At 76.3% G+C, this 23,862-nt stretch carries 16 protein-coding genes; 8 read left to right on the forward strand and 8 right to left on the reverse strand.

Annotated elements, in window-relative coordinates; genetic code table 11:
- Positions 1 to 3: 3 nt before the first annotated feature.
- From ACFU5J_RS14995 to ACFU5J_RS15010, 4 genes are read right to left on the reverse strand one after another with little or no spacing between them, the layout of a single operon-like run.
- Positions 4 to 936, reverse strand: a complete 933-nt coding sequence (locus ACFU5J_RS14995) for a lysylphosphatidylglycerol synthase domain-containing protein (RefSeq protein ID WP_430577126.1) — start codon at positions 934 to 936, stop codon at positions 4 to 6.
- Complete coding sequence (locus ACFU5J_RS15000; RefSeq protein ID WP_430579249.1) at positions 933 to 2,087, reverse strand: glycosyltransferase; 1,155 nt, start codon at positions 2,085 to 2,087, stop codon at positions 933 to 935. Before ACFU5J_RS15000 ends, ACFU5J_RS14995 begins: the two co-directional genes overlap by 4 nt.
- Positions 2,084 to 3,139: a glycosyltransferase family 2 protein gene (locus ACFU5J_RS15005; protein WP_430579250.1), complete on the reverse strand. Its 1,056-nt coding sequence runs from the start codon at positions 3,137 to 3,139 to the stop codon at positions 2,084 to 2,086. Before ACFU5J_RS15005 ends, ACFU5J_RS15000 begins: the two co-directional genes overlap by 4 nt.
- On the reverse strand, positions 3,136 to 4,803 hold the full coding sequence (locus ACFU5J_RS15010) for a DUF2142 domain-containing protein (protein WP_430579251.1): 1,668 nt from the start codon (positions 4,801 to 4,803) through the stop codon (positions 3,136 to 3,138). The genes ACFU5J_RS15005 and ACFU5J_RS15010 overlap by 4 nt, the downstream gene beginning before the upstream one ends.
- A 103-nt stretch (positions 4,804 to 4,906) precedes the next feature.
- On the opposite strand from ACFU5J_RS15010, the gene rfbB reads away from it, so the two are divergent.
- The 3 genes from rfbB (at position 4,907) to ACFU5J_RS15025 (ending at position 8,765) form a co-directional block, all read left to right on the forward strand.
- Complete coding sequence (gene rfbB / locus ACFU5J_RS15015) at positions 4,907 to 5,902, forward strand: dTDP-glucose 4,6-dehydratase (protein ID WP_430577122.1); 996 nt, start codon at positions 4,907 to 4,909, stop codon at positions 5,900 to 5,902.
- A 114-nt stretch (positions 5,903 to 6,016) separates the two neighbouring features.
- Positions 6,017 to 7,372: an LCP family protein gene (locus ACFU5J_RS15020; RefSeq protein WP_430577121.1), complete on the forward strand. Its 1,356-nt coding sequence runs from the start codon at positions 6,017 to 6,019 to the stop codon at positions 7,370 to 7,372.
- A gap of 13 nt (positions 7,373 to 7,385) precedes the next feature.
- Complete coding sequence (locus tag ACFU5J_RS15025) at positions 7,386 to 8,765, forward strand: LCP family protein (RefSeq protein WP_430579252.1); 1,380 nt, start codon at positions 7,386 to 7,388, stop codon at positions 8,763 to 8,765.
- Between the two features lie 88 nt (positions 8,766 to 8,853).
- Here the strand turns inward: ACFU5J_RS15025 and purE are convergent, their stop codons facing one another.
- The 4 genes from purE to ACFU5J_RS15045 all read right to left on the reverse strand — a co-directional run bounded on the left by purE (position 8,854) and on the right by ACFU5J_RS15045 (position 12,800).
- A complete protein-coding gene (purE, locus tag ACFU5J_RS15030; protein ID WP_430577119.1) occupies positions 8,854 to 9,393 on the reverse strand; it encodes a 5-(carboxyamino)imidazole ribonucleotide mutase in 540 nt (179 codons plus the stop codon).
- Complete coding sequence (locus ACFU5J_RS15035) at positions 9,390 to 10,652, reverse strand: 5-(carboxyamino)imidazole ribonucleotide synthase (protein ID WP_430577118.1); 1,263 nt, start codon at positions 10,650 to 10,652, stop codon at positions 9,390 to 9,392. The genes purE and ACFU5J_RS15035 overlap by 4 nt, the downstream gene beginning before the upstream one ends.
- Before the next feature lie 96 nt (positions 10,653 to 10,748).
- Entirely contained in the window at positions 10,749 to 12,092 is a 1,344-nt protein-coding gene (locus tag ACFU5J_RS15040; protein ID WP_430577117.1) for an ATP-binding protein, read from the reverse strand.
- A 24-nt stretch (positions 12,093 to 12,116) separates the two neighbouring features.
- Complete coding sequence (locus ACFU5J_RS15045) at positions 12,117 to 12,800, reverse strand: response regulator transcription factor (RefSeq protein WP_346456979.1); 684 nt, start codon at positions 12,798 to 12,800, stop codon at positions 12,117 to 12,119.
- Between the two features lie 164 nt (positions 12,801 to 12,964).
- On the opposite strand from ACFU5J_RS15045, the gene ACFU5J_RS15050 reads away from it, so the two are divergent.
- From ACFU5J_RS15050 to ACFU5J_RS15070, 5 genes are all read left to right on the forward strand, one after another.
- Complete coding sequence (locus ACFU5J_RS15050) at positions 12,965 to 14,380, forward strand: sensor histidine kinase (RefSeq protein WP_430579253.1); 1,416 nt, start codon at positions 12,965 to 12,967, stop codon at positions 14,378 to 14,380.
- On the forward strand, positions 14,377 to 15,102 hold the full coding sequence (locus ACFU5J_RS15055; protein WP_430579254.1) for a response regulator: 726 nt from the start codon (positions 14,377 to 14,379) through the stop codon (positions 15,100 to 15,102). The genes ACFU5J_RS15050 and ACFU5J_RS15055 overlap by 4 nt, the downstream gene beginning before the upstream one ends.
- Before the next feature lie 248 nt (positions 15,103 to 15,350).
- Positions 15,351 to 16,145 (forward strand): ABC transporter ATP-binding protein, encoded by a 795-nt coding sequence (locus ACFU5J_RS15060; protein WP_430577114.1) that lies wholly within the window; start codon positions 15,351 to 15,353, stop codon positions 16,143 to 16,145.
- Positions 16,142 to 18,769, forward strand: a complete 2,628-nt coding sequence (locus tag ACFU5J_RS15065; protein ID WP_430579255.1) for an FtsX-like permease family protein — start codon at positions 16,142 to 16,144, stop codon at positions 18,767 to 18,769. Before ACFU5J_RS15060 ends, ACFU5J_RS15065 begins: the two co-directional genes overlap by 4 nt.
- Before the next feature lie 57 nt (positions 18,770 to 18,826).
- The gene (locus ACFU5J_RS15070) at positions 18,827 to 23,737 is read left to right on the forward strand and encodes an FtsK/SpoIIIE domain-containing protein (RefSeq protein WP_430579256.1); all 4,911 of its coding nucleotides are present in this window, start codon (positions 18,827 to 18,829) and stop codon (positions 23,735 to 23,737) included.
- Positions 23,738 to 23,862 lie beyond the last annotated feature (125 nt).

The raw sequence follows: 23,862 nt of genomic DNA on the forward strand, positions 1-23,862 counted from the left end.
CCGCTACCGGGGGCGCGCCAGCGCTCCGGCGCCCGCGAGCGCCAGGTCGGCGAGCGTCACGAGCACGCGGCTGACCAGCACCAGCAGCAGCACCTCGGCGTGCGGCAGCACCCCCGCGAGGACCGCGAGCAGCACCAGCTCGCGCGCGCCCGCGCCGGCGGGCACCACGACGACGAGGAACCCGACCACCCAGGCGAGGGCGTACCCGCCGACGGCGAGGGCGACGCCGCGGGCGTCGGCGGGCATGCCGAGGCCGACGGCCAGCACCCAGACCTGCGCGCCCGCGAGCAGCCACCCGGCGACGGACCACAGGGTCGCGGCGCCGAGGCCGCGCCAGCCGAGCGGCCGCTCGAGCGGGGGCCGGCGGGCGACGCGCAGCGCCCACGCGACGAGCCGGTTGAGCACGGGCGGCAGCAGGACGACGGCGACGGCGGGCAGCAGCCACAGGAGGGGCCCCGCGGACCCGAGCGCCCCGGTGGCGACGAACGGCAGCGCCACGACGCCCACGACCGCGCCGGAGACGACGCCGACCAGCGTGGCGACCGCCGTCGTCGTGACGGAGGTGCGGCGCGCGATGCCGTGGTCGACGCCGAGCTCGGCCGCGGCCACCACGTTCCAGACCCCGCCGGGCACGTACTTGCCGAGCTGGCTGAGGCCGAAGACGCGCAGGGCGACACGGAACCCGGCGGGCGCCCCGAGGTCGGCGAGGACGACGCGCCACGACACGAACGTGCACAGCACGAACGCGACGGACAGCACGAGGGCCAGGGCGAGGCGCTGCCAGGAGAGCTCGGCGGCGGCGCGGGCCAGGTCGTCGCGCGCGGCGACGACGGCGTAGACGGCGAGCCCGAGCGCGAGCACCAGGAAGCCCCACCGCACCCACGGGGAGCGCAGCACCGCGAGCGCGCGCGCCAGCGCCCCGGCGCGCCCGGTCACGGCCGCACCCCGCGCGAGGCGAGGAGCCGTGCCAGGGGGCCGACGACCGCCGCGGGCCGGGCGAGGTCGCGCCCCGTGGCCGCGCGGGCGCGGGCGGCGGCGAGCGCGCCGGGGTCCCGCAGGGCGAGGAGCCGCTCGGCGAGCGCGGCGGGGTCGGCGGGCGCGACGAGCCCCAGGTGGTCGCCCAGCAGCCGGCGCTGCGGCCCGGTGTCGGACGTGACGACCACGCACCCGGCGGCCAGCCCCTGGAAGACCTTGTTCGGCACCACCCGCAGCCCCTTGGGGGTGGCGGAGAAGATCCCGAGGCAGACGTCGTGGGCGGCGACCAGCGCGGGCAGGTCTGCGGGCTCCACCCAGTCGCGCCAGGTCACGCCGGGCACCCCGGCCAGCCGGGCGCGGACGGCGGGCAGGTCCTGCCCGGAGCCGACGAGCGTGACCTCCAGCGCCCGCCCGCCGGCGGCGGCCGCGCGGGGCAGCGCGTCGGCGAGGGCGTCGGCGAGCACGAGGGTGCCCTGCAGCGGCGTGAACAGGCCGAAGAAGACGAGGCGCAGCGGCCGGTCGTCGTGCGCACCGCCGCTCCCACTCCCCCGGGCGTCGGGTGCGGCGTCGAACCACTCCTGCGGCGCGCCGACGGGCACGACCAGGCCGCGCGCGGCGCGCGACGGCACGACGTCGGCGAGCATGCGTGCGTGCTCGGGGGTGTCGAGCAGCACGACGTCGGCGCGCGTCACGGCGAGGCGGTCCAGCCCGCGCAGCAGCGCGACGCGCGCGCCCCGCGCGCCCCGGTCGGTGGCGGTGTCGGCGGCGAAGACGAGGTGGTCGAGCAGGATCGGCGTGCGACGGCCGAACACCAGGCGGGCGAGCACGACGTCGAAGTGCCCCAGGTAGCCCACCAGCACGGCGTCCGGGCGGCCGTGCGCGCGACGGTGCGCCGCCACGTCGCCCACGAGCAGCGCCCAGCAGCGCAGCAGGCGCACCAGCAGCGCGGGCAGGCGCCACGGCTGGCGCAGCATCCGCACGCGTTGGGCGGTGCTGAGGCCGAGCGGCCGGTCGAGCTCGTGCACGGCGTACCCGTGGGCCCGCAGCCCCGCCACGAGGACGCCGACGCGCGGGTGCCGGGCGGCGTCGTACGTGCCGAACGCGACGATCACGCGCGCGCGTCCTCGTCGTCGGACAGGGCCTCGGGCACGGCGTCGGGCAGAGCGTCGGGCACGGCGTCGGGCACGATGTCGGCGACGGCCGCGGGTCCGGGCACGAGGTTCCCCCGGCCGTACTGGAGCACCTTGATCCGCTCGAGGGTCTCCTCCGCCAGGGCGCGGTTGGTGCGCAGCAGGTCGGCGATGACCAGGAGCGCCAGGCACAGCAGCGCCCCGACGAGCATCGCCCCCGCGAAGACGAGGGACTGCACGTGACCGCCCGCGTCGCCCTGCGCGAGGTAGACGAGGAACCGCACGGCGGGCACGGCCGCGGCGACGAAGAACAGGGCGCCCAGGGTGAGGAAGACCAGGTGCGGGCGGAACATGACCCAGGAGCGCAGGATCGCGCGCCCCGAGCGGCCCATGTGCTGCCAGATGTTGGAGAACAGCCGCGACTCGCGGGTCTTCGGGTTCGTGTTGATCGGCAGGCTCGCGATCCGCAGGCGCTTGTTCCCCGCCTGGATGATCGTCTCCATGGTGTAGCTGAACTCGGTCACCACGTTGAGCCGCAGCAGCGCGCCCCGGGAGTACGCCCGGAACCCGCTCGCGGCGTCCGGCAACGACGTGCCCGCCGCCGCGCTCACCACGCGGCTGCCGACACGCTGCATCAGCCTCTTGAACGGGGAGAAGTGGGCGATGGTCGCCGTCTGCCGGTCCGCGACGACGATGTCGGCCTCCCCCGCGACGATCGGCGCCACGAGGTCGCCGATGCGCTCCGACGGGTACTGGTTGTCGCCGTCCGTGTTCACCACGACGTCGGCCCCGTGCGCGAGGGCGTAGTCGACGCCGTCGCGGAACGACCGGGCCAGGCCCATCGTGCTGGTGTGGCGCAGCACGTGGTGCACGCCGAGCCGGCGGGCCACCTCGGCGGTGCCGTCCGTGGACCCGTCGTCGACGACGAGGATCTCGACGCTCTCGAACCCCGCGACCTCGCGCGGGATGTTCGCGAGCACGAGCGGGAGGGTCCCGGCCTCGTCGAGGCACGGGATCTGGACGAAGAGCTTCATCGCGCATCCTTCGGGGCACCGGGGGCCGCCGCCGGCGTGTCGCCGGGGGCCACGGACGCCGCGAGTCTACGGGGCCAGCCGACCGCGACGACCAGCGCGGACACGAGGGCCAGCACGCCCGCCGAGAGCACCACCAGCAGGGCGGGCTCCGCGAGCGGGCTCCACGCGAGCCAGCGCTCGACGGCGTCGCCGAAGGTCTCGCCGGGACCCTGGTAGAACGCGCCGAACCCCCAGACGAGGCCGCCGACGGCGGCGGCCAGGGCGAGCGCCGTCACGACCGGCAGCGCGAGCGCGAGGCGCCGGTCCTGGCGGAGCACGAGCTGCCACACCGCGACGGCGAACAGCGCCGCGAGCGCGGCGATGCCGCCGAACACGTACCGCCCCTGGACCGCGACGAGACCGCCCGTGTCCGCGTGCGCGGACCAGCTGTTGTACGCCACCCCGAACGCCAGCCCGGCGGGCAGGAGGGCGAGGGCGAGCGACGCGCGCCGTGCGCCGGGCAGCACGACCGCGGCGAGCACCACGGCGACGAGGACCACCGAGCCGAGGACCACCCAGGCGCCCGGGAGCCGCACCTCCAGCCAGGAGAGGTTCCCGAAGAACGCCTGCGGCAGCTTCTCCACGATGAGGCGGGGCACGTCGCCGTCGGGCACCTGAGCCACCGTGGCCGGGTCCCGCGGCAGGCCCACGGGCTGCACCGCGCCGAGCGTGACCACGTTGCGCACCCACCACCAGCCGCCGACGGCCAGCGCCACCACCCCGGCGACCACGAGGCGCGCGAGCCGCCCGGGCCAGCGCCGCCCGCGCGCCAGCAGGTACGCGACGCCGACCGTCGGGAGCACGAACGCCGCCATCACCTTGGTGAGGAGGCCCAGCCCGACGACGACGCCGATCGCCACCGCGACCCGCCACCGCAGGTCGCCGGTGACGACGCGCGCCGCCAGGTACGTCGCGGCCGCGCAGGTGAGCACGACGAGGGCGTCGTTGTTGACCGCGCCCATGATGTGCCCGAGCTGCGGCAGGAACAGGGGGAACGTCGCCGCGACCAGGCCCGCCGACGGCGAGCCCGTGATCCGGCGGGCGGCGCCGGCGGCGAGCGGCACGGACAGGGCCAGCAGCGCGACGTCGAGCAGGCGCAGCGCGAGCATCTGGAGGTCCCAGCGCCCCGCCGTCAGGCCGGTGACCCGCAGCGCGGCCGCGCCGAGCGCGTAGTACAGCGGCGGGTGCTGCGTCATCTGGTCCACGGACGTGCCGGACGACGCGTCGCCGAGCGCGTTCGTCGTGTCCAGCCGGAGGCGCTCGTCGCGGGGCACCGGCTCGAGGTCGACGAACTGCGGCACGTCGGACCGGTGCACCCACCGGCCCGGCGGGTCCGACGGGTAGCCGGACTCGTGGACGGCGTCGACGACGCCGGGGGCGAGGTAGGCGTCGCCGGGCGCGGGCCATCCCCCGCTGTACGCGATCCGCAGCACGCTGTTGAGGTGGTTCTGCTCGTCGGGCGCCTGGAACGGCGGGGTCACGACGGCCCACAGCGCGGCCCACGCCGCCACGGCCAGGGTGATCACGACGACCGCGCGCCGGTAGCCGCGCGGGCCCGGGCGCAGGGCGCTCGTGAGGGGTGGCGGGGCGGGCTCCGGGCGTCCGTGGCGCGTGGTGTCCGTCACGGCCTCAGTCTCCCAGAGGCGCACCGCACCGGCGTCACGGACGCACGGATTCGCCCCGCCCTCCCCTCCCCCGCGCCGGTGGGCCGTCGGTAGGGTGCCCCCCATGCGAGTACTCGTCACGGGCGGCGCCGGGTTCATCGGCGCGAACTTCGTGCAGCAGACGGTGCGCGAGCGGCCGGGGGCCGTGGTGACGGTGCTGGACGCGCTGACGTATGCCGGGGACCGGTCGTCGCTGGCGCCGGTCGCGGACCGGGTCGCGTTCGTGCAGGGCTCGATCACGGACGCCGCGCTGGTCGACGACCTGGTGGCCGACGCGGACGTGGTGGTGCACTTCGCGGCGGAGTCGCACAACGACAACTCGCTGGTCGACCCGTCGCCGTTCGTGCAGACCAACGTGGTGGGTACGTTCACGCTGCTGGAGGCCGTGCGCCGCCACGGGGTGCGGTTCCACCACGTCTCGACGGACGAGGTGTACGGGGACCTGGAGCTGGACGACCCGGCGAAGTTCACGCCGACCACGCCGTACAACCCCTCGTCGCCGTACTCGGCGTCGAAGGCCGGGTCGGACCTGCTGGTGCGCGCGTGGGTGCGGTCGTTCGGGGTGGCCGCGACGATCTCCAACTGCTCCAACAACTACGGCCCGTACCAGCACGTGGAGAAGTTCATCCCGCGCCAGGTCACCAACCTGGTCGACGGGGTGCGGCCCCGGCTGTACGGGGCGGGGGCGAACGTGCGCGACTGGATCCACGTCGAGGACCACAACGCGGCGGTGTGGACGATCCTCGACAAGGGCCGTGTCGGGGAGACGTACCTGATCGGGGCGGACGGGGAGACGTCCAACCTGCAGGTCGTGCGCACCCTGAACGAGCTGTTCGGGCGCGACGCGGACGACTTCGACCACGTGACCGACCGCCCCGGGCACGACCTGCGGTACGCGATCGACGCGTCGAGGCTGCGCACCGAGCTGGGCTGGTCGCCGCGCTACACCGACTTCCGCTCGGGCCTGGCCGCGACCGTCGAGTGGTACCGCGAGCACGAGGACTGGTGGCGTCCCGCGAAGGCCGCCGTCGAGGCGAAGTACGCCCGGACCGGCCAGTGACGGGGCCCGCCGCGACCGCGAGGAGAGATCGGTGACCGACCCACACATTTCCTCTACCGTCCCGGTCCTCGGGCACCGCAGCGGCGTAACAGCGACCCTCTATGCTCGCTTCCCGTGAGCCGCAACACCCCCCGCCACGTCGCCTCGGCCCCTGACTCCGTCAAGGGGCCCTCGCACGCGCGCACGCTGCGACAGCACACCCTCGCGCGCACCCTCGGGATGGGGCTGACCGCCGTCCTGGCGTTCGTCGCCGTCGGCGGTGCGACCGCGGCGGTCCGGCTCACGAACAACATCACGGCCGTCGACGCCGACAAGCTGCTCGGCGACGACCGGCCCGAGGAGGTCCTGCCCGAGGACCCGAACGCCGAGAAGCCGCTGAACATCGTGCTCATGGGCTCGGACAGCCGCGGCGGCGACAACGCCGGCATCGTCGGCGACGGCACCCTGGGCGCCCGCTCGGACACGACGATGATCATGCACATCTCGTCCGACCGGTCCCGCGTGGAGATGCTGTCGATCCCCCGCGACACGACCGTCGACGTCCCGTCGTGCCCGACGTCGTCCGGCAGCCAGACGTCGCCCCTGCACGGGGTGAAGTTCAACGCGGCCTTCGCCCAGGGCGTCAACGCCGGCGGCGACGTGGAGTCGGGCGCGCTGTGCGCGATGGAGACGATCGAAGAGATCACCGACGTGCGCATGAACGGCTTCGTCGTCGTCGACTTCGCCGGGTTCGAGAAGATGATCGACGCCCTGGGCGGTGTCAGCATCTGCATCCCCAACGACATCGACGCGCCGAAGGCGGACCACCTCGTGCTGTCCGCCGGGATGCAGGAGCTCGACGGCGACACCGCGCTGAAGTACGCGCGGGCCCGTACCGGCGCCGGCCTCGGCGACGGCTCCGACCTCGGCCGCATCGGCCGCCAGCAGGAGCTCGTGGCCGCGCTCGCCCGCGAGGTGATGAGCGCCGGCACGCTCGCCGACCCGGCCAAGACCCTGAAGTTCCTCGGCGCCGTGACCGGCTCGATGACGATGAGCAGCAACTTCGCGTCCATCCAGGGACTCGCCGGGCTCGCGTACAGCGCCCGGAACGTCCGCCCTGCAACGATCTCGTTCATGACCGCGCCGTACATGTACGACCCCAACAACGGGGCGAACGTGATCTTCACGGACGAGGCCGAGACGGTCTGGAAGAACCTCAAGCACGACAAGCCCCTGAGCGACGCCATCGAGTCCGAGAAGAAGTCGGACGGCAAGACGAAGGACGCGGGGGCGGAGGACTCCGACGCGACCCCGGTGTCGAACGACGACGCGGGCGCGACCGACGGGGCCACCGACGGGACGGACGAGGGCGCCGCCGACGGCAAGGACGGCGCGGACGCCACGAGCAGCGAGGAGCCCGACCCGAAGCGGACGCGCGAGGCGGGCAAGGAGGCGTTCACCGGCGCCGACGTGACCTCGGTGTGCGGCTGAGCGCGGGGACACGATGAGCAACGACGACCAGCGCATCCCGCCGAGCTTCACGCCGTCGGGCGGCCGCTCCGACCGCCCCCAGGGCTCGGGCGACGCCATCCCCGTGGGCGGCTCCTCCCGCCCGCCCGCACCGCCCACGGGCGGCCGGGTGGGCCGCCGCGACGACGCCTCCCCCGTGGAGCCGCGCGTCCGCCGCCAGTCCTCCCGCGAGATCCCGACCACGCCGCCCGAGCGCCGTGGGGCCGGCGCGCAGAAGCCCCGGTCGTACGCGCCGCGCGGCTCGCAGTCGGCCCCGGCCTCCCGCCCCTCCCCGGCGGGGCAGGGCTCCGGGACCCGGGTGATGCCCGCCTCGGCGCGCAGCGCCCAGCCCGCACGTCGCAGCACCCCGCCGCCGGCCGGTCCGGGCGGGGCCGCGGCGGCCACGGCGGGCGGTGGCGGCTTCCGCATCCGCAAGGGCCGGGTCGCCGGCCTGGTCCTCGTGCTGCTGCTGGTGCTCCTGCTCGCGTGGCCGATCGGCCTGATCGTCTGGGCGAACGGCAAGATCCAGCACGTCGACGCCCTGTCCGACGCGGCGGGGACGCCCGGCACCACCTACCTGCTGGCGGGGTCGGACGAGCGCGGCACCGGCACGGTGCCCGAGGACGGGACGTCGGGCGCCCGCACCGACACGATCATGGTGCTGCACAAGCCGCGCAGCGGGCCCGCCGCCCTCATCTCGATCCCCCGCGACACGTACACGGAGATCCCGGGGCACAAGGCGAACAAGATCAACGCCGCGTACTCCTTCGGCGGCGCTCCCCTGCTGGTCGAGACGGTCGAGGGCCTCACGGGCCTGACCGTCGACCACTACGCGGAGGTCGGGTTCGGCAGCGTCGAGGAGATCGTCGACGCCGTCGGCGGCGTCCGGCTCTGCTACGACCGCGACGTCGACGACCCCAAGAGCGAGCTCACGTGGGAGGCCGGCTGCCACATGGCCGACGGCAAGACGGCGCTGGCGTTCTCCCGCATGCGGTACTCCGACCCCAAGGGCGACATCGGCCGGGCCGAGCGGCAGCAGCAGGTCATCGCCGCCGTCGCCGCGAAGGTCGTCAAGCCGAGCGTCCTGCTCAACCCGGTCGACCAGGTCCAGCTGGTCAACGCCGGCACCGACGCCCTCACCGTGGACGAGAAGTCCGGCATCGTCGACCTCGGCCGCCTGGGCCTCGCCTTCAAGGCGGCGACCGGCCCGAAGGGCGTCACCGGCACCCCGCCGATCGAGAACCCGGGCTACAACCCGGGCACGGGCGTGGGCTCCACCGTGCTGCTCGACGCCGACAAGACCGAGAAGTTCTGGGCCGACGTCCGCGACGGCAACCTCGAGCCGGGCAGCACCGTGGGCGGTCTCCCCGGCTGACGGACGGGACCCGCACCTGCGACGACGAAGGCCCCGCGAGGACGTACCTCGCGGGGCCTTCGCGCGTCCCGGGCGGGACGCCGCCGGGTCAGGCGGAGAAGCCGGTGCGCCGCGCGCCCTCGCGGGCCGCGCGGAGCTTGTCGCCCTTGGCGCGGGCGACGTCGCCGAGCTCCGCCTGGAAGGCGACCATCCGCTCGCGCAGGGCGAGGGACTCGTCGTCCGTCCCCGCCGCGAGGATGCGCGCGGCCAGCAGACCCGCGTTGCGGGCCCCGCCGATCGACACCGTCGCGACGGGCACGCCGGCCGGCATCTGCACGATGGACAGCAGCGAGTCCATGCCGTCGAGGTAGCGCAGCGGCACGGGGACGCCGATCACCGGCAGCGGCGTGACGGCGGCGAGCATGCCGGGCAGGTGGGCGGCGCCGCCCGCGCCGGCGACGATCACGCGCAGCCCGCGCTCGGACGCGGCGCGGCCGTAGTCGATCATCTCCGTCGGCATGCGGTGCGCGGAGACGACGTCCACCTCGACCTCGACGCCCAGCTCGGCGAGCGCGTCCGCCGCGGCCTCCATCACCGGCCAGTCCGAGTCCGACCCCATGACGATCCCGACGACGGGCTGCGTGCTCATGCGTGCTCCTTGCTCGTGGTGTCCTCGTGCGAGGTGGTCTCGTGCGCGGGCTGCTCGCCCCGCAGCAGCGCGGCCGCGCCGAGCGCTCGCCGGCGCACGTCGTCGAGGTCGGTGCCGCTGACGTTGACGTGGCCGAGCTTGCGGCCCGGGCGGATGCCCTTGCCGTACAGGTTGACGCGGGCCTCGGGGTAGCGCGCGAGCACTTCGGGCAGGGCGTCCGTGAGGGCGTCGAGGGTGGAGCCCAGCACGTTCGCCATGACGGTCCACGGCGCGCGGGGTGAGGTGTCGCCGAGCGGCAGGTCGAGCACGGCCCGCAGGTGCTGCTCGAACTGGCTCGTCACCGCACCGTCGATGGTCCAGTGGCCCGAGTTGTGCGGGCGCATCGCGAGCTCGTTGACCCACACGGCGGTGCTGCCGTCGGCCTCGCGGGTCTCGAACAGCTCGACGGCCAGGACGCCGGTGACGTCCAGCCCCTCGGCGACGGCGACCGCGATCCGGCGGGCCTCCGCGTCGACGGCCGGGTCCAGGTCGGGCGCGGGCGCCACGACCTCCGCGCACACGCCGTCGCGCTGCACCGACTCGACGACCGGCCAGGTGCGCACCTCGCCCGACGGGCGGCGCGCGACCAGCGCCGCCAGCTCGCGCACGAACGGCACCTTGCGCTCCACGAGCAGCGCGGGCCCGCCGTCGGCGACGGCCCGCAGCCAGTCGGCGACGTCGTCCGGCGACGAGACGACGCGCACGCCCTTGCCGTCGTAGCCGCCGCGGGAGGTCTTCACGACCGCCTCGTGCCCGTCCTCGTCCGCGAGGAACGCGGCGAGCGCGTCGCGCGCCTCGGCGGGATCGGTCGGCAGGGCCGCCCAGCGCGGGCACGGCAGGCCGAGGTCGGTGAGCCGGCGCCGCATGACGATCTTGTCCTGCGCCTGCACCAGCGCGTCCGGGCCGGGCCGCACGGGCGTGCCGTGGTCGATGAGGTCCTGCAGCAGGGCGTTCGGCACGTGCTCGTGCTCGAAGGTCAGCACCGCGGCCGGGTCCCGCCCGTCACCGGGGGTGATGAGGTCGCGGATCGCCGCGTCGTCGCTCGCCACGCCCACCGGGGCGTCCGTGACCACCTGGGCGGCCGACGACGCCGGGTCCTCGACGAGGACCCGCAGTCCCACGCCCAGCTCGGCGGCCGCGGGCGCCATCATCCGGGCGAGCTGACCTCCTCCGACGACGGCGACGACAGGGGCGGAGGCAGAGGGTCCGGTCACGGGCATCGAGGATACCGGCCGCCCGCCCCTCGCCGAACAGGCGGTTGCTCCCGGGATGCGGTCGGATCCGCGCTCGTACCGGGAGCAACCGCCTGGTCGGCGTCAGTCGCCGTGGTGGTGCAGCCAGCCGCGCCGGCGGCCGCGCGAGGAGATGGTCGTGCCGGGCGGGAGCACCAGGTGCGGGTCGAGCGTGCGCGGCACGCCGGCGAGGAAGAGCGCGAAGACCGGGGGGCGGCGCTGCACGAGGTCGAGCCGCCCGCCGTCGGCGGCCGCCAGGTCGCGGGCCAGCGCGAGCCCGAGCCCGGTGCTGCCGCCCGTCGTCGTGCCCCGCTCGAAGATGCGGGTCGCGACGTCGTCCGCCACGCCCTCGCCCTCGTCGGCGACCTCGACGGCGACCGCCCCGGTCGTGCCCGACGGGCGCGAGCGCACCGTCGTGGTGCCGTCCCCGTACTTGAGCGAGTTCTCCAGCAGGGTCGCGATGATCTGCGCCAGCGCGCCCGGCGTGGCGAGCACCTGCATCCCGTCCGGGACCTCGACGACCAGCCGGCGCCCCGCCCGCTCGAACGTGGGCGCCCACTCCTCCTCCTGCTGGTGCACGACGTCCGCGAGGACGACGGCCTCCGTCGTGCCGCCCTGCGACCGGCGCGACGCCGCGAGGAGGTCGTCCACGACGGTCACCAGCCGCTCGACCTGCTCGAGCGAGATGCGGGCCTCCTCGACGATCTCGGGGTCGTCGGAGGCGAGCGTGATCTCCTCGAGGCGCATGGTGAGCGCCGTCAGCGGCGTGCGGAGCTGGTGCGACGCGTCCTGCGTGAACTGCCGCTCGGCCGCGAGCCTGCCCGCGAGCCGGTCGGCCGAGCGGGCGAGCTCCGCCGCGACGAGGTCGATCTCCTCGACCCCCGACGGTTCCAGGCGCGGGCGCACCTGTCCCGACCCGAGCTGCTCGGCCGACGCCGCGAGGTACACGAGCGGCGCGGAGAGCCGGTTGGCCTGCCAGACCGCCACCGCGATGCCCGCGGCGATCGCGACGATGCCGGCGATGATCACCAGGACCACGGTCTGCGCGGACTTCACGTACGCGCCGACGGCGGACACCGTCATCGACACGGACACGTTCTGGTCCGTGAGCTTGGCCTTGTCGATGGTGGGCGCCGAGACGGGGTCCCCGGCCGTCAGCTGGGTGCCGTCGGGCAGCGTCACGACGACGTACGCCGGCAGGTCGCCGTCGTTGCCCTCGGCGGCGCGCTCCACCGAGGCCTCGCTGACGATGTCGCCGCGCTCGAGCGTGTTGTCGATGCCGCGCGCGAGCGTGTCGACGCGGCTGGTGATCCGCTGCTCCTCGATGGCGAGGACGTACCGGGCACCGAAGATGCCCAGGGGGACGCCGAGCAGGAGCACGGCGACGGCGACCGCCGAGATGGTCGCCAGCAGGACGCGGCGACGCACGACGTCAGCCCTGGCCCGTCGGCGTCAGCTCGCGCCGAGCTCGAAGCGGAAGCCGAGCCCTCGCACGGTGGAGACGTAGCGCGGGGCGTTGGCGTCGTCGCCGAGCTTGCGGCGCAGCCACGACACGTGCATGTCGAGAGTCTTGGTGGAGCCGACCGGGTCGGAGCCCCAGACGTCGCGCATCAGCGTGTCGCGCACCACGACCGAGCCGGCGTTCGCGACCAGCACCTTGAGGAGGTCGAACTCCTTGGTGGTGAGGTGCAGCTCCCGCTCGCCCTGGAAGGCCCGGTGGGCGGAGACGTCGACGCGCACGTCCTGCGCGCGCAGCTCCTCGTCCTCGCCGGTCTCGCCGTGCGTGCGGCGCAGCAGCGCCCGGACGCGGGCGAGCAGCTCCGCGAGGCGGAACGGCTTCGTCACGTAGTCGTCCGCGCCCGCGTCGAGGCCGACCACCAGGTCCACCTCGTCGGCACGCGCCGTGAGCACCAGCACCGGCACGGTCAGGCCGGAGCCGCGGATCTCGCGCGCCACGTCCAGGCCGTCCATGTCGGGCAGGCCCAGGTCGAGGACGACGATGTCCGCGTTCCCGGCGTTGTCTACGGCTCCTTGACCAGTTCCTTGCACGATGACGTCGTAACCCTCACGCGTGAGAGCCCGCGCCAAAGGCTCGGCAATAGCCGGGTCGTCCTCGGCCAGCAGTACGTGGGTCATTCCCTCATGCTAGCGGCATCATCGCTGGTCCTGGGACGTGAGAGCCGCCACGGTTTCCCGAGTCGCGCACCCGGCCGCCGTCCTCCCCAGGACCGACGCCGGTCGTGCGTCGGTCCGCCCCCGGACGGACGCGGCGCCGGCGCCGCCCACCTACCCTGGCGGTCATGAGCTGGATCGAGAGACTGGGGCGCTGGTTCGAGGCCCACCGGTTCGGCGTCGACCTCACGACGACCGTGCTGCTCGCCGTGCTCGTGCTCAGCTCGGCCACCGACCTGTACTCCGCCGAGCCGTACCTCTCGCGCAACGCGTCGATCGCCTGGAGCTTCGCGCTCCTCGCGCCCCTCCCCTGGCGCCGCACGCGCCCGGTGCCGTCGGCCGTGGCCGTCTACGCCGTCGCGCTGGCGCACATCCTCGCCGGGTACCCGATGATCATGCCGGGCGACCTGCTGATCCTCGTCGCCCTCTTCTCCGTGACCGTGTACGGGCCCACCTGGGCGCACGTCACCGCGATCTGCTCGACGGCGGTCGGCAGCCTCCTCGTGCTGCCCGTGGCCGTCGCGATGCTCGGGGGCACGGGCGCCGCGGGCCTGGCGGAGATCGTGCCCGTCGGGATCTTCTGCTTCGTCACCGCGCTCGCCGTCTGGGCCTTCGCCCTCGTGCGCCGCTCCCGCCGCGTCACCATGGACGCCCTGCGCGACCGCGCCCACCGCCTCGAGATCGAGCGGGACCAGCAGGCGCGCATCAGCGCCGCCGCCGAGCGCGCCCGCATCGCCCGCGAGATGCACGACATCGTGGCGCACTCCCTCTCCATCGTCGTCGCGCAGGCCGACGGCGGGCGGTACGCCGCCGCGACCGACCCCGAGGCCGCCGTCCGCGCGCTCGGCACCATCAGCGACACCGGGCGCACCGCCCTCACCGACATGCGGCGGCTGCTCGGCGTGCTGCGCTCCCAGGACGACGAGGACGGGGCCCCCGACGGCGCCCCCGACCCCGGGACGCCGGCGCTGCCGCCCGGCACGACCGCCGCTCCCCCGGCCCTCACCCCGGGGCCCGCCCGCGACGACCGCGGGTCCCGGCCCGCCCCGCAGCCCGGCGTGGAGGAGATCGAGGACCTCGTCGCCCAGGCCCGCGAGGGCGGGCTGCGCGTCTCGCACGTGCGGGTCGGCGAGCCGCGCCCGCTCACCGCCGGCATGGGGCTCACCCTGTACCGCGTGTGCCAGGAGTCGCTCACCAACGTGCGCAAGCACGCCGGGCCCGACCCGGCCGTCACCGTCGCGGTGCGCTGGACGCCGTCGACCGTCGAGCTCGAAGTGCTCGACGACGGCCGCGGCGCCGCCGCCACCGGCGACGACCCCGGGTTCGGGCTGCGCGGGATGCGCGAGCGGACCAACCTGTACGGCGGCACGCTCGAGACAGGCCCCCGCCGCGGCGGCGGGTTCCGCGTGCACCTCGAGCTGCCGCTGCCCGGCGCGCCCGTGGCCGTCGCGCCCCCGACCACGATCCCGACCACGACCCCGACCCCGACCCCGACCGACCGGCCGTCGACGACCACCCCGACGGTCACCCAGGAGGACGCATGACCCCGCCCGCCACCGACGCCCCCCTCCCGACCGGCCCGACCGGCGGTGGACGGGCCGGCGTCGTGCGCGTGGCGCTGGTCGACGACCAGCAGCTCGTGCGTGCGGGCTTCCGCATGGTCATCGACTCGCAGCCGGACCTGGAGGTCTCGCTCGAGGCGGGCGACGGCGCCCAGGCGCTGCGCCTGCTCGCCGACCACCGCGTCGACGTCGTCCTCATGGACGTGCGCATGCCGCACCTGGACGGGCTCACCGCGACCGCCCGGCTCACCGCCTCCCCGGACGCACCGCGCGTCATCGTGCTCACCACCTTCGACCTCGACGAGTACGTGCTCGAGGCCATCCGTTCCGGCGCGTCGGGCTTCCTCCTCAAGGACGCGCCGCCGGAGGAGATGCTCGCGGCCATCCGCACCGTGCACGCCGGCGACGCCGTCATCGCGCCGTCGTCCACCCGCCGGCTGCTGGAGCACCTCGTCACCGCGCTGCCGGCCGACCAGGCCGCGCCGCAGCACGACGCGCTCGCCGCCCTCACCGACCGCGAGCGCGAGGTGCTGGTGCTCATGGCCCGGGGCCGCTCCAACACGGAGATCGCCGCCGACCTGTTCGTCGCCGAGGCCACCGTGAAGACCCACGTCGGTCGCATCCTCGCCAAGCTCGACGCCCGCGACCGCGTGCAGGCCGTCGTCACGGCCTACGAGGCCGGCCTGGTCCGCCCCGGCTCCTGACCCGACGTGTCGGGTCGAGCGCCGGGCATACCGTGCGCACGTCCTGACGACCCGCGAGGGTGCAGGTCAGGGGCCGTTCAGGGTCCGGGTCAGGGTCGGTGTCATACCTGAGGATGACCTGGGTGCCCGGCAGGACCCGACCCCGGGCCGATGTCGGGCCGCGCGGCGCTCCGTAGCGTCGGTGGTGTCCTGGTCGGCGGGCTCCTCGGAGCTCGCGGGCCACCACCCCGAGACACCGGAGAGCTTCCGTGGACACGACCGTGTACGTCCCGATCCCCGACGAGGGCACCGCCGCCCGCCCGACCGTCACCCCCGCGGTGCGCGCCCGCGCCCTGACCAAGACGTACGGCCGCGGCGAGGCGCAGGTGCGCGCCCTGGACGGCGTCGACGTCGACTTCGCGGCCGGCCGCTTCACGGCGATCATGGGCCCGTCCGGCTCGGGCAAGTCGACCCTCATGCACCTGCTCGCCGGCCTCGACAGCGCGACGAGCGGGCAGTCGTTCATCGGCTCCACCGAGGTGACCGGCCTGAACGACAAGGCGCTGACGGCCCTGCGCCGCACGCGCGTCGGCTTCGTCTTCCAGCAGTTCAACCTGCTCCCCATGTTCACGGCGGAGCAGAACATCACGCTCCCGGTGGAGCTCGCGGGCGGCACGGTCGACAAGGAGTGGTTCGGCACGCTCGTCGAGACGCTCGGCCTGACCAAGCGGCTCACGCACCGCCCCAGCGAGCTGTCCGGCGGCCAGCAGCAGCGGGTCGCCATCGCGCGCGCCCTCATCGCCCAGCCGGACGTCGTGTTCGCGGACGAGCCGACCGGCAACCTCGACTCCCGCTCCGGCGCGGAGGTGCTCAGCTTCCTGCGCCGCTCGGTGCGCGAGCTCGGCCGCACGATCATCATGGTCACCCACGACCCGGCGGCCGCCGCCTACGCGGACCGTGTCGTCCTCATCGCCGACGGCAAGATCGCCGGCGACATCTCGGACCCGACCCCCGAGTCCGCCCTCGCCGGCCTCGACGCGCTGCGGACGGTGGCCACGCGATGATCCGCCTCACCCTGTCGCAGATGCGGCGCAGCGCCGGGCGCCTCGCCGCCGCCGGCCTCGCGATCGTCATCGGCACCGCGTTCGTCGCGATCACCCTGCTCGCCGGCAACGTCATCACCCGCACCACCTACGACTCGATCGCCGCCCAGTACACGGGCGCCGACCTCGTGGTCCGCGGCGTCGTCGCCGACGACACCACCATGGACGCGGTGCGCGGCGCCGACGGCGTCGCGACGGCCGACCAGCAGCTCATGTCGTTCCAGCAGCTCGAGTCCGGTGGCCGCACCATCTACCAGGGCGTGCTGGCCGAGCCCACCGACACGAGCGTGCTGCCGCTCGACGTCGCCGAGGGCGCGCTGCCCGAGGCGTCGGGCGACATCGCCCTGCCGGTCGACGTCGCCGAGCGCCTCGACGCGGCGCCGGGCGACAAGGTCACCCTCGTGCGCAACGTCCTCGACGACCCGCAGGAGGGGACCTGGAAGGAGGTCCGCGAGCAGCTCACCGTCTCCGGCACCGTCACCGACCCGTTCGGTGCGTACTCGATGATGGGCGGCGCCGCCGTGGCGCCCGCCGCCGACGTCACCGCCTGGGAGGCCGACCAGTACGCCCCCGGCGAGGCGTCGACCGAGCCCGCCACGGTGCTCGTCACGCTCGACGACGGCACCGACGTCGAGCAGGCCCGCACCGCCATCACCGGGGCCGTGACCAACGCCGCCTCGGCCGAGGGCGCGGACGCCGCCGACCTGCAGGTCGTCACCCCGACCGAGCACGCGGAGAAGGTCGCCAACGAGATGACCGGCGGCGACAACGTCATCTTCACGGCGTTCGTCCTCGTCTTCGCCGCCGTCGCGCTGCTGGTTGCCGCGCTCGTCATCGCCAACACCTTCCAGGTGCTGGTCGCCCAGCGCACCCGCACCCTCGCCCTGCTGCGCTGCGTGGGCGCCGACAAGGGCCAGCTGCGGCGGTCGGTGCTGTTCGAGGCCGCGTTCCTGGGCCTGATCTCCTCGGTCGTGGGCCTGCTCGCGGGTGTCGGGCTGGCGCAGGCGGCGCTCGCCGTCGGCCGGAGCATGGACCTCGGCGTGCCCCTGCCCGCGACGGTCGACATCACGCCGGCCGTCGTCCTCATCCCGCTGGTCGTGGGCACCGTGGTGACGCTCGTCGCGGCGCTCTCCCCCGCCCGCGCCGCGACCCGCGTCGCGCCGCTGGAGGCGCTCCGTCCCGCCGACGCGCCGTCGGCCGCCCGCGGCGCCGGTCGCGTGCGTCTCGTCCTGTCGCTCGTCGTCACCGTCATCGGCTTCGCCCTGCTGGGCGGCGGCGTCGCGCTGAGCACGATGGGCGGCGAGCCCAGCATGGGCCTCCTGGTGGGCGTCGCGGGCGGCGTCCTGTCGTTCGTCGGCGTCCTGGTGGGCTCGGTGTTCTGGCTGCCCCGCGTGGTGGCGCTCGCCGGCCGCCTCGTGGGCATGTCCGGCCCGACGGCGCGCCTCGCGGCCGCGAACACGCTGCGCAACCCGCGCCGCACCGCCGCCACGTCCACCGCGCTGCTCATCGGCGTCACCCTCGTCGGCATGATGTCGACCGGTGCCGCGAGCGCCCGGGTCACCATGGACTCGGAGCTGGACTCCCGCTACCCCGTGGACGTCACCGTCTCGACCGACCTGTCGAGCGACCCCACGGCCGTCGCGGCCGGCGACAGCACCGTGTCCCCGGTGCCCCCGGCCCTGGCGACGTCGGTGCGCGACCTGGACGGCGTCTCCGGCGTCGTCGAGACCCCCGCCACGGCGGCCACCGTCGCGGGAGACGGCGTGGACGAGGGCCTCGCCCTCACCGTCCGCGGCGTGACGACCGAGGACGCCGCGTCGGTGCTGCGCAGCACCGAGCTGGTGGAGCCGCTCGCCCAGGGCACGGTCGTCGTGCCCGAGGACGTCGCGGACGTCTGGAACATCAGCGACGGGTCGTCGCTCACCCTGACCGGCCCGGACGGGACGCTCGAGGTCGAGGCGGCGGTCACCGACCTCGCCGACTCCGCGCTCCTCGTGGTGCCCGACGACCTCGCCTCCCTCGACGCCCACGCCCCGGTGACCAGCCTCTGGGTGGGTCTCGACGACCCGTCCGACGCCGCGGCCGTCGTCCCGACGATCCAGGACGCGGTGGCCGACACCGAGGCGCCCGTGGACGTCGTGGGCGCGGCGGTGGAGCGCGCCGGGTTCCAGCAGGTGATCGACACCGCGCTGGGGATCGTCGTGGGCCTGCTCGCGGCGGCCGTCGTGATCGCGCTGATCGGCGTGGCGAACACCCTGTCGCTGTCGGTCATCGAGCGGCGCCGGGAGTCCGCGACCCTACGGGCGATCGGGCTCTCGAAGGGCCAGCTGCGCGGGATGCTCGCCGTCGAGGGCGTGCTGATCGCCCTGGTGGGCGCGGTGCTGGGCGTGCTGCTCGGCCTGGTCTACGGCTGGGCCGGCGCGGCCGCGGCGCTCGGCTGGGCCGGCTCCCCGGTGATCGTGGTCCCGTGGCGCGACGTGCTGGTGATGCTCGTCGTGGCCGCCGTGGCCGGGCTCGTGGCGTCCGTCGCCCCCGCCCGCACCGCGGTGAAGACCTCGCCGGTGGAGGCGCTCGCGAGCGAGTAGCGCGAGTTGTCCACAGGCCGTCCGTGACGGCCGCCCGGGGCGGGCACCCTGGAGGTCATGTCGACCTCCGCGGTGCCCGCCCTCGTCGTCCCCGCGCAGGACGACGAGGGCGGCGTGCGGGTCACCGTGCGGCCCGGCGAGGACGTGCTGCTGCCCGTCGGGGCGACCCTCGGCGCGTGCCGGGCGGAGCTCGCCGCGCTGCTGCGCCGACCGGAGCTGCGGCACGCCCCGCTCGCGGCCGACGGCGTCCACGTAGGCGACGGCGACGTCGTCGGCGAGCGGCCGCTGCTGCCCGGAGCCGTCCTGTCGCTGCACGGGGCGGCACCGGACCGCGCCGGTCCCGCCGCCGCGGTGCTCGACGGCCCCTGGCTCGTCGTGCGGGCCGACAGCGTGGCCGCGGGCGCGCCGGCCGCGCTCTCCCCCGGTCTCCCGAGGTTCCTGTCCGCCGACGACGGCGACGGGGAGCGGCACGACCGGGGCGGCGGCAGCCGCTCCGGGCCCGACGCGCGCGCCGCACCCGCGGGTGTCGTGGTGCGCGTGGACCCCCGACGCCCCGACCGCGTCACGGTCAGGCGGACGCCGCGCGGGCGGAAGGCAGGACGGGCGCGCACCCCGTCCCTGGTCGCCGCGGGGCCGGGACGGGCGGCGGAGTCGACGGGTCCCCGACCGCGGCGGGTGGGCCGGGCCCCGCGCCGCTGGCGCCCGGGCACCCGCCTCGAGCTGCCGGGGCGCGCGGGGCCGGCCTCCTGGACGCTGCACCGCTCGGGCGCCGTCGCGACGTGGCTGGACGCGGACGGCGCGGGCGCCGACCTCGCCGGGCCGCCGCCGGGGACGCCCGGCGCGGGGGTGCTCGCCGCCGCCGCGCTGCCGGTGGCCGGCGCGCTGCTCCTCGCGGCCGTGCTGCGCCAGCCCGCCTACGCGCTGTTCGCGCTGCTCGGGGTGGGCGCGCTGGTGCCCCAGCTCGTCGCGGCGCGACGGCGTCGCCGCGCCGCGGACCGGCCCGCGGACGCCTCTGCGGTCGCCCCCCGGGCCGAGGACGACGGGGGGCCGGGCACCGAGCGGAACGCCCCGGTGGGCGGCGCGCCGGGACCCCTGCTCGCGCGGCTCGCCGCGGCGCACCAGGCGTCGGACGGCGCGTGGCGGGCCGCCGTCGAGCGTGCGACGAGACGCGCACCCGGCCCCCGGCCGTCGCCGCCCCCGGGCCCCGGGCCGTGCGTGTCGGGGCGGGGCGGGCCGGGACCGGGTCGCAGCGCGGCGCGCGCGGTCGCGCGCCGGCTCCCGGACGGCGCGGTCGCGCTCGTCGGCCCCCGGCGCGACGTGCTCGCGGCCGCGCGGTCGATGGTCGTGGAGCTCGCGGCGGCGGGCGCCTCCGTCGACGTGCGCGGTGACGCCGGTACGTGGTCGTGGTGCCGGTGGCTGCCGCGCGGCGGGCCGCCGGTGCTGGTCGTCGACGCGCCCGACGCCGAGGCGGTGCTCGCGGGCACCGCGCCGCGCGACGACGTCCTCGCGCGCGGCGGGGCCGTGCTCCTGTGCCTGCCCGACGGCGCCCCGGTGCCGGCGTGGTGCCGCACGGTCTGGCGGGTGCGCGGCGGTCGCACCCGCCGCACGGCACCGGACGGGTCGGCGACCACCGGGCCGCTGGTCGGGATCGAGGCGGCACGGGCGGAGCAGGCCGCCCGCCTCGTCGCCGGGCTGGCCGGTCTGCGCCGCTCGCTCGGCGACCTGGACCCCGGGGGCGGCACCACCGGCACGGCGGGCCCGGCCGGCGACGGCGACCCCACCGATCCTCGGCTCCCCGCCGCGGTCCCGCTGGTCGCGCTGCTCGACGACCCCGCCGACCCCGGCACCGCCTGGGACTCCCCGCGCGGCTGGGCGGTGCCGATCGGCCGGGACGCCCGCGGCCGCCCCGTGACGTTCGACCTGATGGCCGACGGTCCCCACCTGCTCGTCGCCGGGACGACCGGGTCGGGCAAGTCGGAGCTGCTGCAGTCGCTGGTGCTGGGCCTCGCGGCCCGCCGGTCGCCGCGCGACCTCGCGCTGGCCCTCGTCGACTTCAAGGGCGGGGCGTCGTTCGGCGGGTGCGGGCTGCTGCCGCACGTGGTGGGCCAGGTGACCGACCTCGATCCCGGCCTCGCCGGGCGCGCCCTCGCCGGGCTGCGCGCCGAGCTCCACCGACGCGAGCGGGTGCTCGCCCGCCACGGCGCCGCCGACCTCGCCGCCCTGCCGGCGGGGCTGGCCGACGCGCCGCCCCGGCTGGTCGTCGTCGTGGACGAGTTCCGAGCCCTGGCCGACGACCTCCCCGACTTCCTGCCCGGGCTGCTCCGGGTGGCCGCGCAGGGCCGGTCGCTGGGCGTGCACCTCGTCCTCGCGACGCAGCGTCCGGCCGGGGCCGTGAGCGCCGACGTCCGGGCCAACGTGTCCGCGCGGCTCGCCCTGCGGGTGGTGGACGCCGCCGACTCGCTCGACGTCGTCGAGACGCCGGCGGCCGCCCGGATCCTTCCCCACACCCCCGGGCGCGCGGTGCTGCGGTGCGGGGCCGCGGCCCCCGTGGCGCTGCAGTGCGCCCACGCCTCCGGCCGGCCCGCCGCGCGAGCCGCCGTCCGGCGTGCCCCGGCCCTCGGCGCCGTCAGCGGGGGCGACCTCGCGGGTCCCGACGGGACGCCGCGTGCCGGGGCGGTGCCGGCCGGGGCGCCGCGCGCAGAGCCCCTGCGCACCGAGGCCTCGTGCTCCGAGACCTCGCCGGGCAAGGCGCTGACCGACCCCGTCACGGAGCTCGTCGAGGCGTGCCGGGCGACGGCCGCGGAGCGCGGGCTGGGCCCCGGGCCCGCGCCGTGGCTGCCCCCGCTGCCGGACCGCGTCACCGCCGACGACCCCGCCCTGCTCGCCGCCGAGCGCGACCCCGCGCCGGAGGACGCGCCCGGCGTCCGGCCAGGACCGGCCGGCTCCGCCGTCGCGGACGACGCCGCCCTCCGCAGGGCCGAGCAGCGTCGGACCGACCAGAGCCGCACCGACCCGAGCCGCACCGACCCGAGCCGCACCGACCCGAGCCGCACCGACCCGCCCGGCCTGCCCGTCGCCCTCGGCGACGACCCGGCACGCCAGCGCCGCACGCTGCTGCGCTGGGTGCCGGCGGCCGGCCACCTGGGCGTCGTGGGACCGGCGCGCTCGGGCCGGACCACCGCGCTCCTGGCCCTGGCCGGCACCGCCCTGGACCGTGGCTGGCAGGTGCACGCGCTCGTGCCCTCCGCGGCGTCGCCGCGGTTCGCCGGGCTGGAACGGCGGGCCGGGTTCGGCACGCTCGCCGGCCCCGCGTCCCCGCGGCGCTCGGCGCGGCTGCTGCGCCTCCTGGCCGCGCAGCCTCCTCGGGTGCCGACGCTCGTGGTGGTCGACGGCGTGGAGGAGCTGCGCGCCACGCTGGCCGGGCCCGACCCGTGGGACCCGCTCGCGCGGGCGCTGGCGGCCCCCGGGGTCGCGTTCGCCGTCGCGTCCGACGGCGCGATGCTCGGCGGTCTTGCCGCGCGGGTGGGCCCCCGCCTCGTGCTGCTCGGGCGCGAGGCGCACGCCGACGTGCTGCTCGGCGCGCCGCCGGAGCTGGCCGGACGGGGCGGCCCGTCCGGGCGCGCGGCCTGGGTCGGGCGCGACCGGCTCCTGTGCCAGGTGCTGCTCCCGGCCGAGACGGCGCTCGAGGGCCCGGCCGCCGACCGTCCACGGTCGGAGCACCCGGGCGGGCCGCCCGTCGTCGTGCGTGAGCTCCCGGCCGTCGTCGGCGAGCGCGACCTGGCGCCCGTCGGCCGCCACCGGGCCCCGGCCGGCGACGCGCTGAGGGTCCCGATCGGCGTGGGTGGCGACGCCGCGGTGCCCGTCTCCCTCGACGTCACGCGGGGCGCCCTGGTCACCGGCCCGCGCGGCAGCGGCCGCACCACGGTGCTGCGGCTGGTCACCCGGTGGCTCGCGGCGACGGGGCGGCTCGCGGGCGTGGTCGCCCGCGACGCCGCGCTGCGCGGGGACGCGGGGACGGCGCCGGCTGCGCCCCCGTCGCCCGGGGCCCTCGGCCCGCTGCTCGACGGCCTGGGCCCGGGCGTCCTCGTGGTCGACGACCTGGACGGGCTCGCGCAGCAGCACCCGCTGGAGGCGGACAGGCTCGCGGCGCTGCTCGACGCCGACGATCGAGCCCTCGTGGCGGCGTCGACGACGACCGGGACCGTCCTGGCCCACCGCGGCGCGCTGGCGGAGCTGCGCGCCCGGCGCACCGCCGTGGTCCTGCACCCCGGTGAGCGCGGGGCCGACGAGGTCCTCGGGGTGGCGCTGGCCGACGCCGTCGACCCGGGCCCGGCACGTCCCGGCCGCGGCGCCCTCGTGCAGTCCGGGCAGGTGCTCGCGGTGCAGGTCGCCCGACCGGGCCGCACCCCGTCCGGCGAACGGCCCGTCGGACCGCCGGCGGCCCGACGGTCGGGCTCAGCGGGAGGTCGCTTCGACCACCCGACGCGTCATGACGGCGACGAGGACGGCGGCGGCCACCAGCAGCAGGCCGATCCCGGCGAGCACCGCCCAGGCGGCCCCGGCCGTGAACAGGCTGACGCCGACGAGGCCCTGCATGATCTGCCAGACCACGACGGGGGCCCGCCCGCCGCGCCGCCCGACCCACAGGGCGCGGCAGGCGACCACGAGCAGCCAGCCGAGGCCCAGGAAGAACAGCACGAGGAACACGCTCACGGCTACGCTGTTGGAGGCACCGCGCACCAGCTCGACGCCGACCATCGCGGCAGCGGCGACGAGCAGCAGCACCTCGATCCCGACGCCGGCCGCGACCACCCGCAGCCCTGGCGGGCGAGACCCGTCGGGAGCGCCGTCGGTGCCGGACGAGGGGGTGACAGGAGCGCGCATGACACGTCAGAATACGTGCGACCTGCGGTTTCACGACAGTGTGATCAAGCACTCACGCTTCATGCCCGAGAAACTTCCACGTAACCCCTTGTGCGGCGCTTCACGAGGTGTGACGCTGGTCAGCAGATCAACCCCCACCCATCGGACCCGGTTTCGCGCGCCCTCATGCGCCCGCCGATCGACCAGGTCCCCCTGCACCGAGGAGATGA

Origin of the sequence: Isoptericola sp. NPDC057559, assembly GCF_042801555.1 — a bacterium.
GTDB lineage: Bacteria > Actinomycetota > Actinomycetes > Actinomycetales > Cellulomonadaceae > Isoptericola.